Annotated in this window: 8 protein-coding genes and 8 pseudogenes; 8 read left to right on the plus strand and 8 right to left on the minus strand. The window is 60.5% G+C overall.

The window, feature by feature from the left end; all coding sequences use genetic code 11:
• Together IVA81_RS27060 and IVA81_RS27065 are read left to right on the plus strand one after the other, a co-directional pair.
• Positions 1 to 505 (plus strand): helix-turn-helix domain-containing protein (locus IVA81_RS27060; RefSeq protein WP_247323660.1); only part of this gene is annotated, 505 nt, incomplete at its 5' end.
• A gap of 134 nt (positions 506 to 639) precedes the next feature.
• On the plus strand, positions 640 to 876 hold the full coding sequence (locus IVA81_RS27065) for a transposase zinc-binding domain-containing protein (RefSeq protein ID WP_346659419.1): 237 nt from the start codon (positions 640 to 642) through the stop codon (positions 874 to 876).
• 176 nt (positions 877 to 1,052) lie between these two features.
• On the opposite strand, the gene IVA81_RS27070 is transcribed toward IVA81_RS27065, so the two are convergent.
• Positions 1,053 to 1,466, minus strand: coding sequence for a tyrosine-type recombinase/integrase (locus IVA81_RS27070; RefSeq protein WP_346659421.1), 414 nt, complete (start codon positions 1,464 to 1,466; stop codon positions 1,053 to 1,055).
• Between the two features lie 399 nt (positions 1,467 to 1,865).
• Between IVA81_RS27070 and IVA81_RS27075 the strand changes: the two are divergent.
• From IVA81_RS27075 to IVA81_RS27085, 3 pseudogenes are all read left to right on the plus strand, one after another.
• Positions 1,866 to 3,003: pseudogene (locus IVA81_RS27075) on the plus strand (IS3 family transposase).
• Positions 3,004 to 3,045: 42 nt separating this feature from the next.
• Positions 3,046 to 3,796: pseudogene (locus IVA81_RS27080) on the plus strand (transposase); the annotation flags it as partial.
• An 809-nt stretch (positions 3,797 to 4,605) separates the two neighbouring features.
• A pseudogene (locus IVA81_RS27085) lies at positions 4,606 to 4,993 on the plus strand (IS3 family transposase); the annotation flags it as partial.
• 326 nt (positions 4,994 to 5,319) lie between these two features.
• Here the strand turns inward: IVA81_RS27085 and IVA81_RS27090 are convergent.
• The 5 genes and pseudogenes from IVA81_RS27090 to IVA81_RS27115 all read right to left on the minus strand — a co-directional run.
• Positions 5,320 to 6,210 (minus strand): crotonase/enoyl-CoA hydratase family protein, encoded by an 891-nt coding sequence (locus IVA81_RS27090; protein ID WP_247323666.1) that lies wholly within the window; start codon positions 6,208 to 6,210, stop codon positions 5,320 to 5,322.
• 40 nt (positions 6,211 to 6,250) lie between these two features.
• Positions 6,251 to 6,529, minus strand: a complete 279-nt coding sequence (locus tag IVA81_RS27095; protein WP_247323668.1) for a hypothetical protein — start codon at positions 6,527 to 6,529, stop codon at positions 6,251 to 6,253.
• A gap of 961 nt (positions 6,530 to 7,490) precedes the next feature.
• Positions 7,491 to 7,799 carry a hypothetical protein gene (locus IVA81_RS27105; protein WP_247323714.1) on the minus strand — a complete coding sequence of 103 codons (309 nt, stop codon included), beginning with the start codon at positions 7,797 to 7,799 and terminating at the stop codon, positions 7,491 to 7,493.
• A 322-nt stretch (positions 7,800 to 8,121) separates the two neighbouring features.
• Positions 8,122 to 8,244 (minus strand): annotated as a pseudogene (locus tag IVA81_RS27110) (recombinase XerD); the annotation flags it as partial.
• Between the two features lies 1 nt (position 8,245).
• Positions 8,246 to 8,897, minus strand: a pseudogene (locus tag IVA81_RS27115) (transposase); the annotation flags it as partial.
• 186 nt (positions 8,898 to 9,083) lie between these two features.
• Here IVA81_RS27115 and IVA81_RS27120 point away from each other — a divergent pair.
• From IVA81_RS27120 to IVA81_RS27130, 3 genes and pseudogenes are all read left to right on the plus strand, one after another.
• Positions 9,084 to 9,847: pseudogene (locus tag IVA81_RS27120) on the plus strand (IS5 family transposase).
• A 610-nt stretch (positions 9,848 to 10,457) separates the two neighbouring features.
• Positions 10,458 to 10,691 (plus strand): transposase, encoded by a 234-nt coding sequence (locus IVA81_RS27125; RefSeq protein ID WP_247323710.1) that lies wholly within the window; start codon positions 10,458 to 10,460, stop codon positions 10,689 to 10,691.
• Complete coding sequence (locus IVA81_RS27130) at positions 10,640 to 11,062, plus strand: hypothetical protein (RefSeq protein WP_247323717.1); 423 nt, start codon at positions 10,640 to 10,642, stop codon at positions 11,060 to 11,062. The genes IVA81_RS27125 and IVA81_RS27130 overlap by 52 nt, the downstream gene beginning before the upstream one ends.
• 214 nt (positions 11,063 to 11,276) lie before the next feature.
• Here the strand turns inward: IVA81_RS27130 and IVA81_RS27135 are convergent.
• Together IVA81_RS27135 and IVA81_RS40360 are read right to left on the minus strand one after the other, a co-directional pair.
• Positions 11,277 to 11,660 (minus strand): annotated as a pseudogene (locus IVA81_RS27135) (ISNCY family transposase); the annotation flags it as partial.
• Between the two features lie 38 nt (positions 11,661 to 11,698).
• A pseudogene (locus tag IVA81_RS40360) lies at positions 11,699 to 11,779 on the minus strand (hypothetical protein); the annotation flags it as partial.
• Between the last annotated feature and the right edge of the window lie 317 nt (positions 11,780 to 12,096).

Consider the following 12,096-nt stretch of genomic DNA (forward strand, 5'->3'; position numbering starts at 1 on the left):
CGGCGCAATCATCCATGCGGTCCTGCACTGGCAAGGCGGCGATCATACCCAACTGCAAGTCAAACAGCGACTGAATGCGGCCGGCCGGCACAATCCACGTATCCCCGACGACACGATCGCACTCATGCGTGAGCTGGCGCGGCTGATGCCCGATCGGCAGATCGCGCGCCTGCTCAATCGCACTCGCGTGGAGACCGGGCACGGCAATACCTGGACGCAAGAGCGCGCCCGCGGCTTCCGCAATCACCACGACATCGCCGTCTTCCGCGACGGGGAGTGGGCGGAGCGCGGCGAGATTACGCTCGAAACGGCAGCAAAACTCATCGGCGTCTGCAACATGACGGCGTTGCGTATGCTCCGCCGCGGCGACATCAAAGGCCGACAAGCTAGCGTGGGCGCGCCTTGGGTGATCAGGGCCGAGGACTTGGCAGGTTTCGCCAAGGGAAAGCGTCGGAAGCCTCCGCTAACACAAAATGCCACGCAGCAGGTCTTTGACTTTCAATGAGTTAGCCGAGGTGCATTATGAATCGTCGAGCACAACGCGCTACACCCAGGTCTCGCCACCAAGACGATCAGCCAGACCCCGAGTCCACTCGACCGACTGCGAATGGAGATCGTTCCGCCCGGCTGATCGGCACCATGGGTCGGCCTTTGGAGGTGGCGGATGTATTCCGCCGCCACGGCGAAGCTTTTCGACGGGCGCATGCCGGTCACCTCGGCCGCGTCGAGCGACGCGTGATGGGCGCCATCATGCCGTGTCGGACGGCCGTGCTCGGTGACCACCTCGAGCAATGCGACGACTGCGGTGCGACGCACATAGCCTACAACTCCTGTCTTATGGGCAAAGCCGGTAATGGGGAGCTGGCGGCAATTTGATCGCGCTCCTGCACCAATCACCGCCAACCCCGCTCTCCATTACGAGGTACGCCTGAGGAGTTCGATCAGCTGGTCGATGGGCTGGAAGACGCCGCGCCGCAGGTGGGGCGGCACGATCGCCTCCATCGCATCGAGCTTCTCGGTCGGATCGCCGCGCGTGTAGACCTCGGTGGTCGTCAGCGTAGCGTGGCCCAGCCACTCCGGATGTCCCCGGTCGCTTGCAGAACGACCATCGCGCAGGTGTGTCTGAGCACGTGGGGCGAGACGCGTTTCCTGGCGAGACCGGGCTGCTTGCGAGCCGCAGTCGCGGCGTGCTGCCTGAGCAGATAGGCAAAGCCCCATCGGCTCAGCGGCTCACCGCGGGCGTTGACGAACACCTCGGGTGTCGCGACCTGCCCGCGGATGGCCAGCCAGGCACGCAGTGCAGCGGCCGCCGGCTTCCACAACGGCAGCGTCCGCTCCCGGCGTCCCTTGCCGAGCACGCGGATGCTCATCGAAGGCAGGGCGATGTCATCGACCTTGAGGCCCGTCAGCTCGGAGACGCGCAGCCCTGCGCAGGCGGCCACGTGCAGCATTGCGCGATCGCGGATGCCATCGCGTGTCGCCGGATCGGGAGCTTCGCTGCCGAGAAGTACGTCTCCAACATGTCCGTCTCCGTATGTGACCGGCCATCAGTGGCCGACCGACCCAACGGGGCCGCACGGGCGACTTGTAATGGAGAGCTCGAGAGCGGCAATACACAGGAAAATACGGTGATCGCGATTGCCAGCTCCCCATTACCGGCTTTGCCCATAAGACAGCTAATGGGCGACGCCCATTAGCTGTCGCAATCGGCACTGTCCGAAGTGCCAGGGCGCGGCGCGCGCAATAGCTTGCCGAGCGGCAGGCCGAACTCCTTCCCGAGAGCCGGCTCCGGAAATCTGCACAGGACGTTAAGTGGAGTTTCTGCCTGACGACGGGCACGATAGGCCCGCGAATCAGGAGAGACGATGAGCAGACGAGCACGCCGGAATCACTCACCGGCCTTCAAGGCGAAGGTGGCTCTGGCCGCCGTCAAAGGCGATCGGACGATAGCCCAACTGGCCGAGCATTTTGACGTTCACCCCAATCAGATTACGGCGTGGAAATCGCAGCTTGAGGGCAATGCTTCCGGGATTTTCGGACCAGGGGGCGGGCCGCCGGCCGCGCCTGCAGTCGATGTGAAGTCGCTGCATGCCAAGATCGGAGAGCTGACGTTTCTATCCCACAGGGGGAGCGCAGCGCCGCGCATAGTTTTTTAGAAGGAGCGCTCACCAAGGCGGCATTGCTGAGCACAAAGCGATGATCGACCGTGGACACGATCTGTCGATCACCAGGCAGGCGGAAGTTTTAAAGATCAGCCGCGGCAGCGTTTATTATCTGCCGCGCCCGGTGTCGTCTGCCGACCTCGCGATCATGCAGCGGCTCGACCGGCTGCACCTGGAGTTCCCCTTCGCCGGTTCGCGTATGTTGCGAGGCCTGCTGGCTTTGCAGGGGTGCAAGATCGGCCGCCTGCATGTGAAGACGCTGATGCGGCGGATGGGGATAGAGGCGCTCTATCGCCGTCCGCGCACCACCAAGCCCGAACCGGGCCACAAGATCTATCCGTATCTGCTGCGCGGTCTGGCGATCGAGCGGGTCAATCAGGTGTGGGCGATGGATATCACCTACATCCCGATGGCACGTGGCTTCGTCTATCTCGCCGTGGTGCTCGACTGGGCGACCCGCCGGGTTCTGTCATGGCGCGTATCGATCACCATGGAGGCGGCGTTCTGCGTCGAGACGCTGGAGGACGCGATGGTCCGTCACGTCAAGCCGGAGATCTTCAACACCGACCAGGGCAGCCAGTTCACCGGGGCGGCCTTCACCGGCGTCCTCGCCAGCCACGGCATCGCGATCAGCATGGACGGCAAGGGCGCCTGGCGGGACAACGTCTTCGTCGAGCGGCTATGGCGCAGCGTTAAATACGAGGAGGTCGATCTGCGAGCCTACGAAACCGTCGGCGAGGCGCGACATTCGATCGGCCAACGCAGGCCCCACTCGAGCCTTGACGACATGACCCCGGATCAAGCCTACTTCAACCTTGCGCCGCTCCGCGTGGCGGCCTAACCTCGGCAGAGGCTCCACTTATCGACGCGGAAAGTCTGTTCAGACAAGCGAGACCAGCTCTCCGTGCCGTATTTCCACGTCGTCTTCACCTTGCCGGCGCCGGCCAGAGAGATTGCTTTCCAGAACAAGGCGGCGGTATATGCCATCCTGTTCCGCTGTTCGGTGGAGACGCTCACCACCATCGCAGCCGACCCCAAGCATCTCGGTGCCCGACTCGGCGTGACCACCGTCCTCCATACCTGGGCCAGACTCTGCAACACTATGCGCATGTCCACTGTGTCGTGCTTGGCGGTGGACCTTCGCTCGACGGCACACGATGGAGCGCTTGCCGGTCTTGCTTCTTCCTGCCGGTCCGGGTCCTCTCCCGGTATTCCGCCGGCTGTTTTTGCAAGAGCTGCAAGCTGCCTTCGCGGCTGGCTAGTTAGGCTTTTTTGGTAATCTCGTCCATCTCGCCGATCCGGCCGTGTTCACTCAGCGGCTCGATCAGCTCCGACGGACCGACTGGGTCGTCAACGCCAAGCCGCCATTCGGTGGTGCTGGCGTATCTCGGCCGCTATACGCATCGCGTTGCCATCCAACAGCCGGCTGATCTCGCTCGCCGATGCTAAGATGAGCTTCCCCTGGAAGGACTATGGCAGAATCGCAAAGCCAAGGTAATGACGCTTGATGCCGGTGAGTTCATTCGTCGGTTTCTCATGCACACCCTGCCGGACGGCTTTCACCGCATCCGCCACTAGGCTTCATCGCCAATGGCGGACGCAACGACCGACTCGCCCTGTGCCGTCAGCTCCTCGCTGTCCGCCATCTTCCGCCAGATCGAGATGCCGGCACCGATCCCTTCGCCAAATGCGAGATTCCCGTCTGCCCACATTGCGGCGGCACCATGCGGCTCGTCGATGTCGTCCCGCAAACCTGCGCGCGCGACCATCCGTTTCGGTGTGACACGTCATGACCAGCGCCTGCACTGTCCACCCCTTCCGGGATCATCTTGTCGGTGGCAACGTCCGATGTCGCCGTGGCCCCGCTCGTCACCGCTCACTCCGCCAATCGTTCGGCCATGCATCCCAGCGCAACAAATCCCTCGCGGCATCGCCCCCACTGACCGATCAATGGGACCGCTCACACCTGCTCAAGTCTCGCCGACGCCCGGCGACCACAGGCGCGCCTTCTCCGCAACTGCACCGGCTGCACTATCGCCATAGCGCCCGCAACTCCGCGGGCGGCTTCGTTCAATCCGGCTTCTGTGAGATCGCACGCTACGACAGAGCGCGCGGCTGGCCTTTGCCCCGCGACCTCACAGAACCCTCGAGATTTCCATCCGGACCGATTTCTGATTCAAGACCCGTACTGGGAACGGGGGCCAGCATGAATACGCTACCCTATTCGGAAGACATTCGCGAACGCGCCCTTGCACGGGCTGACGGGGGCGAGACTGTGCGCTCGATAGCCAAAACATTACAGATCAGCCTTCCTGCGTGACGAAGTGGAAGAACCTGAGGCGCGAGACTGGGAGCCTTTCGCCGGGCAAGATTGGCCGTCACAAGAAGCCGGTCCTGCCCGGCGTAATGCTGACTGGCTGCGCCTGGCTTTTGACGATGCCAGGCTGAGCAGATGCTTGATGCGGCCGCCCTGCGCGAGCTCCTTTCGAAAAAATGGCACGGCTAGCCGCCAAGAGCGCTGCGGTCGCGCATCCACAGGGCGTCATGAGCCTGTCGGAACGGCGGGCCTGTTCGATCGTTGAGGACCGACCGGAAGATGATCCGTTATCGCCCCATCCGCCCTCGGGACGCGGCTCTGCGTAGCCGGCTGCGTGACCTCGCCCACGAGCGGCGGCGCTTCGGCTACCGGAGGCTGTTTGTCCTGCTGCGACTAAGGGCGTCGGGGATCAACTGGATCTATTGGCCGAGGAAGGGCTCGCCGTCCGCAAGCGACGCGCTAGCCGCAAGGCCGTGGGGCCCCGATCCTGGTCGAGGCAAGGCCGAATGCACGCCATTTCCGAAAGGGCCCCCGCTAGCGCCTTCGTCCGAGCGCCCGAACAGGCATCACCATTTCATCTGCCTCGGTGTGCGCGCCGGATTTTCCATTTCATCGTTCGCTTGATACTGCTGGCTTGCTGCACTACACAGCCGGAGCGGGTTTGGCTATCCTGCGACAGTTCGGCTCCTTCCGCGCTGCTCGCCACACCGCACTCGCACGAAAGCTTCGGCTATACGTCGGATGGACCTCACATAGGATGGCCCTTCACTTCCGATGGACGGAACGCTCGACTTCGGATGGACGGAAGGCTCGCGTTCGTTTAGCCGAAAGCACGGACAATTACTTGTATTCTCGCTCCGTCCACCACGGGAAATAATCTGGCATGTCGGCGGACACTTTGTCCTTGAACATCGGGGCCCGCTTCTCCAGGAAGGCCATCACGCCTTCCTTGGCGTCGACCGAACTGCCGCGCGTATACATACCGCGGCTGTCGATCTTGTGGGCTTCTATGGGGTCGTCGGCGCCTAGCATGCGCCACATCATTTGCCGGATCAGCGCGATCGAAACCGGCGCGGTCTTCTCCGCTATTTCCCGCGCCAGCGCTCGAGCGGTCGGCAGCATTTGATCAGGCGGCACCACCTTGCTGACCAGCCGTCCCGCAAGCGCCTCCTGCGCGGAGAAGATACGGCCTGTGTAGCACCACTCGAGTGCCTGCTCAACACCGACGATGCGCGGTAGGAACCAGCTCGAGGCTTCCTCCGGCACGATGCCACGCTGAGAGAACACAAAGCCGAAGCGCGCGGATTCAGACGCAATGCGGATGTCCATCGCGAGTTGCATGGTCACGCCCATACCAACGGCTGGTCCGTTCACCGCGGCGATAACGGGCTTGAGGGACTTAAAGATTCGCAACGTGAGGTGGCCGCCGCTGTCGCTGACGTTCGGATCGCTGTAGTCCACCCTTCCATCGGGCAGCCGTTTCACGGCCCCACGACGCGCCTCGATGTCAAATGTATCGACGCCCCTTGAAAGATCGGCGCCGGCGCAAAACGCGCGGCCTTCGCCGGTTACAATGATGGCACGGACGTCATCGTCTTCGTCGGCGCGATCGAAAGCGTCGATCAATTCGCGCTCCATGGCGGCGGTACAGGCATTGAGCTTCTCGGGGCGGTTCAACGTGATAGTGAGGATCTGCTCGGCAACTTCGAATTTGATCGTGTCGTATGTCATTGTTATATCTCTACCTTGCAATCTGGGAGGACAGCGGGGATCAGCCCACTGGCAGCTTCGTCTGCTTCACTATTTCGGCTAGGGAGGTCTCGAATATCTGGAGACCTTGTTTTAGTGTCTCACAATCGATCGTGAGTGCCGGCAAGAATTTTATGACCTGATCAAAAGGTCCGCAGCGTTCAACCATCAATCCTTTCTCAAAGGCTTTTCGCCCGGCGAGTTCGGCAATTCGGCAATCAAACCCAAGCGCCATGCCTCGCCCTCGAACATCAAAACGGTTTCCATACTCGAATGCGATGCCCTCAAGCCTTCGCCGCATTAGACCTCCCATACGCTGCACCTCCTGTGAGAAAGTCCGGCAGCGCCATTAGAGATTTATTGCTGCGGTTGCGGACACAAGTGCAAGGTTATTTCCTCGAAACGTGCCCGTATCCTCCCCTGGCTTCATGCGTCGACCTCCTCTTTGATCAACAACATCGATAATGGCAGACCATATCCGCTTAGCGACCAGAACATGCATGCTCCCCGGCAAGGCATTGTGTTCCGACGCGTGTGTCCAGAGTCGCCTCCGCTCAATTAGCTGAGAACCATGAACAATAAACCTACCAAGGTTAGTAGCATCGATGTTATGAATCAGCCCTTCGAACCGGCATCAAGAGTGCCTAACGTGTTCGCGTAGAGAGGCGCCACAACGGCAGGGCCGTTCCATGGAGAAGACTATTACGGTGGGTTTAGATTTAGCCTGACCTAGCCCCCACATGTGGAACAGCCCGCGACGCAAGAGCTTTTTCAGTCGATTTCAGACATTGGAACGGTGCGGTCATATGTCCGCCCTTTGCGCGTGGCACAATATGGCCGCTGGCCGCGAGAGATCCGCGGCACGAGGAGCTAAATCAATTTTACGCGCTTGCACGTATTGGGGGCAGTAGATTCACTCGTTTCGGGAGTTCCATGGATTCATCACCGGTTATTGCACCTTGCGCTCGGCCGGCCTGCGCCGGTCAGATCGTTTTGGCGGTCACTGCATCCATAAGACAGCGACCGTGGTAATCGCCAATAGGTCGGGACGCCGATAAATTCGGCCCTTGTTCAGAAGCGCCCAGATGATCCGCGCTGCTTATTGGCCTGCGCAACAGCGGCAACCCTGAAGAGCCGTCTGGCGAGAAGCGCCTTCAGCCGGGGCGCGCCCAAGCGTCGTTTCGGACGACCGGCAAGACGGCCGTTGCCTCCGACAACGAGGAGAGAGCGGAGTTCCGGATTTCCCATCTTCGATATTCGTGTCAGTCTCTTTGCCTCCGCTTGAATGAGATCGCGGCGTCAATCCCAGCCAGGCGGCAAAGTGGGAGCCAACTTAACCCGCCAGGATCCGGCACAAGCGCCTTGATGGTCGCCGCAGTTATGGCGCCGACGCCAGAGATTGTGGTCAGTCGACGCATGTCCTCGTCGCGCTTGGTGTCCATGACGATTGCGCGCTCGGGCCTCTCGATCTGGTCGGCTGAAGCTTCAATCTCGTCGGCAATAGCCATGAGGGCGAAGCGCGCTGCTGCGGCCAGGCGAGCATCTGTCTCGTCCCGTACGATTGCGACCAACGCCTTAACCTTTTCCAGGCCGGCGGTGGCGATGATCTGCGCATTTCGGGGATTGTGAGCGGCGCTTTCAGGCTATCGTGAGCACCCGTTTCGTTTGATCGTGAGTAGATATTTCACGCGATCATGAGCAGCCGCTTCGACCGATATGCCTCGATCCGTTCGATCCTCAAGAACGGCCTCTATCGGACGTTCCTCGACGAGACATCCGACCAACCAGCCCCCGCGCCACGGCAACATCCGCAGTCAGGGTTATTTCCACTGACCCATGGAGACTTCGATGCTGACGCGTCCTACCCGTGGTCGTTCGTTAAGAAGCTGATTTCCCGGCCGCGATCCCGGCTGAACGGCAGGCGGCGTGCAGCACGGTGGGCTCAAACGGCCGCTCGCCATCGCGACCGGGAAACAGCCAGCGTGTCGGTCGGGTCAGCCGCCAATAGGCCCGCAGAGGTGCTGTCGTCGATCATGATCAGGACACGGAAGCGGCGGCCATCCGTGAGCTGATCCGACACGAGCTCGAGTGACCAGTGATCGCTGGGCGCCATCGGCACCGTCATTGGTGCTGGGGTCCCGATCGCCCGCTGCGGCCGCCACGGCCATGAACCGCGAGCTTCTCTTCCCCGTAGAGCCGGAAACGCTTCTTGTGGTTGACCAGGTAGCCCTCCCGCTTGAGCAGGATGTGCAGGCGCCGATAGTCCAAGCGGCGGCGCTCCTGGGCGATCGCTCTCATGCGCTGCCGCAGGTCGGAATCAATCGCCCGATCGTCTGGTATTTGATGGTCATACGTCAATACGGATGGCTCAACACGCCCGCCGTTCGCCCATCCCGTGGGATGCGCGACAACTTTCCGCTTGGCCGCGGGCGTCATCACTTCTTTCCCCACAGGTCCTTCAGCGCCGCATTCTCCAGCATGGTGTCGGCCAGCAGCCGCTTCAGCCGCTTGGCCTCTGAGACCTCTCGCCCGCCGAAGTTGGCTTTCCACTTGTAGATGCTGGCGTCGCTGACGCCATGCTTGCGGCACAGATCAGCGGGCGAAACATCGGCCTTATGTTGCTTCAAGATTCCGGTGATCTGCTTCTGTATTTGGTCTGCCTCTATCAATCTCTTAAGAGCGCGTGCCCCGGGTACCTCCCTTCTGTTCGTGGTCGGCAAAGCCGCCGAATAATGGGATTCGGTTGAATGGTCGGTTCAAGCTCTTCGGGGTAGTCAGCCGACTAGGTCGTGTGGACTCTTGGGATTCTCAAATCGGATTGAATGTGATTCAAGGCTTTCTTTTAGGAGGAAGCCTTGGGTGTCATGGAACGGCTCGTTCTGAGCGATGCGCAATGGGATCGTATCTCCGGCTTGACCATCGGTCGGCCGGACCAGCGTGGCTCGACGGGCCGCGACAACCGCATGTTCGTCGAGGGCGTTTTATGGATCGTGCGGACCGGTTCGCCGTGGCGTGATCTGCCAGAAGCGTTCGGCGAGTGGAATAGCGCGTTTCGGCGCTTCAGCCGGTGGAGCGCAAAGGGGGTTTTGGCTGCGCATGTTCGAAGCGCTCGCAGATGATCCGGACTTTGAGTACTTGATCGTTGACTCCACCATCGTCCGCGCCCACCAGCACGCCAGCGCGGCGCAAAAGGGGGGCTCAAAATCAGGCCATCGGACGTTCGCGCGGCGGCCCGACGACAAAAATCAATATGGCTGTCCGCGGCTTGGGTTGCCCGGTCCGTTTCTTCCTAACAGTGGGGCAAGCCGGTGATGCGCCTGAGGCCCAGCCGCTCATCGAGGGGCTTCCAGCCGAGGTCGTAATGGGCGATGCAGCCTACGATTCCGATGCACTGCGATCTTCCATCGCCGCAAAGGGCGCTCAAGCCGTCATTCCGAACAACCCCTCGCGGGCAATCAAATATCCGCTCAACAAACCACTCTATGCCGAGCGTCACCTGATCGAATGCTGCTTCTCGAAACTCAAGCGGTTCAGGCGTGTCGCGACCCGTTACGAAAAGACCGCACGAAATTACTTCGCCATCGTAACTATCGCCGCAACCCTGCTCTGGTTAAGGTAACTGTCCACACGACCTAGAGGCCGGACGCGAGATCATGCGAACTCGACCATCCCACGTCCCGCGACGGGCGTCTTTTTGGATGGCGATGGCGTCCTTCGCTGCCGCCATCCATTTGAGCGGTTTGGCCTGGAGGCAGGACCGACCTCAGAATGGCTAACCGCAATTTTAGTCGAACTTGGGTTGCCGGCCGTCAGTTTGGAAGCCCGCCAGGTTAAGGCGGCACTTTCAGCCATGCCGGAAGACCGATCGGAACGACGCCCGTGGCATCGCGCAGGTGGTGAGAACGGAATGGTTCAAGCCTGTTCATGTCAAGAGTATTGGCAGCCAAACGGCGCGGACCTTGGCGGCTGCTCGCAAGCATATCATCCGCTCCATCGCTGCCACACAGACAGTCACTCCGAGGAGTTCTGCGTCCGCTCGGTCTCAAAGCCGGAATCGTCTCGTGGACTCTGTTCGCGACGCGAGTTCGTGAATTGGTCCGCGATGACGCCACACTGGACGATCATGAATCCGCTGCATGCCGGACGCGAAGCGCTGATGTGGGAGTACGCCCGACTCTATCGTCTGGTTCTGAAGGCCTGCGCAGCGACCCGGCTTGTCGGCTCTGACGATGCCAGGGATAGGCCCGGTCTTTGCGTTGACCTTCCGCTCCACCGTGGACGATCCCAGGCCATTCCTGCATTCCCAATCCGTAGGCGCCTATCTCGGGTTGACGCTCCGGCGATACCAATCTGGCGAAATTGATCGGGTGGACGGATCACAAAAGTCGGAGATGGAGAGACGCGCACGGCATTGTTCGAAGCTGCCAACCTCGTTCGCACGCCTCAACGATGGTCTCCGATGAATGCTCGGGCGGTGCGCGTTGCACACCGGCAAGGAAGCAAGCGTGCGAAGGTCGCGCTGGCCAAAACGATGCTGTCGTCCTTCACCGAATGTGGGTCGATGAAACCGAATTCGATCGACGGCGCGTCCGCCAACATCGTTCCCTTCCCGATACTTTTCGGTCTCGTCCACCGTACATATCGCAACGGAATTCAGCGGAAAATCGAGGCCGACGTAGATCATAGCTTTTCCTCCTTTGACAGGCGATCTTCCGTCAAAACGTGCTGCGCGGCAAATCGCGATTGGAACCGAATACCCATCTGTTCCGTAAAGCAGCTGCGCTTCATGCTCTGGTCCTTGTCTTGGGCGACAGCGAACTTCAATCTGGATTAAGTCCAGGTGGCAAGATCACGCGGAGTCGATCTTCAAGTCACGGCATTGCTGAAACGGGAAAGTCTTGGTTGGTCGCATATTGGGGCGATCGCAGGTTCTGTCCTTCTTTCGGAGCCTTCCAGCTTCCTTGGTAGGTATGGAGGGCGTGCGAGTGCCCGTCACTGGGCACGCGAGGTCGCGGCGTTGGGCCACGCTGTCCGCCGCCAGCCTAGTGATAGCCGACCATCCTACGCACGACGGCGCAGTTCATCTGCTCGACGAACCCACTGGTCGTTCTTCCGGTAAGGCCGGCAACGCGTGAAGACGATGTTGGCCGCATCGCAGTAGGCTTTCAGCGTCTCGTTCATGAACACGGTATCATTGCCCGTATCGAGGCCGAGCAGCGCAAAGGGCAATTGTTTGCTCAATTTGACCAACACCCGTGCTCAACAGCGTTTGTTCGCGCACGATCAGAGGGGCGCAGTCCGTCCAGCCATGCGCAATGTCGGTGAGCACAAGTGTTTCGCTGAAGCTGCCGCTCGCCGATGGACCGCTGTGCGCGACAAGGTCAGCCTCGACGAACCCCGGCCGGATCGTTCCAATCTGCCGACGTCCGTATTGCAAACTGCGACGCAGCCCATCATACTTCGTCTTTCAATTGAAATAGGTCGTCTGAGTGATTCCGGCCTTGTGGCAGATCTCCGCAACCGGCACGCCGTCGGCGTCCTGCATGAGAATGAACGCCTTCTGGGCGTCTGAAAACTTCGAGGGCTTGTTCTTCGCTCCTCCTAGCCGGAATCAGTGCGAAAAACTCTAGCCAAAATGGTCCAGTTTGCTGGCCTCAGATCACTTTCATGTTCTGTCGAGCCTTACGAAACGCTGCGCTCAAGATTCGCATGGGTGGCTTCCATGCAGATTGATGTTTCTGCATTATCTAGTTTGCAGAATGCAGCCGTCATAAACGTCCAAGCACGCCGCCGTCGCGAAGTTGACGCAAGGACATCCGTAAATTCGCCCTTGTTCACGACCATTTATTTGCAGTAGAGTGATGCTAC

Source organism: Bradyrhizobium sp. 141 (genome assembly GCF_023074055.1).
GTDB lineage: Bacteria > Pseudomonadota > Alphaproteobacteria > Rhizobiales > Xanthobacteraceae > Bradyrhizobium.

What these genes read in the sequence shown, in the direction of transcription:
- IVA81_RS27065 (WP_346659419.1), top strand. Translation starts at nt 640, where the DNA reads ATGGGTCGGCCTTTGGAGGTGGCGGATGTATTCCGCCGCCACGGCGAA.
- IVA81_RS27090 (WP_247323666.1), bottom strand. Translation starts at nt 6,210, where the DNA reads ATGACATACGACACGATCAAATTCGAAGTTGCCGAGCAGATCCTCACT.
- IVA81_RS27095 (WP_247323668.1), bottom strand. Translation starts at nt 6,529, where the DNA reads ATGCGGCGAAGGCTTGAGGGCATCGCATTCGAGTATGGAAACCGTTTT.
- IVA81_RS27125 (WP_247323710.1), top strand. Translation starts at nt 10,458, where the DNA reads ATGCCAGGGATAGGCCCGGTCTTTGCGTTGACCTTCCGCTCCACCGTG.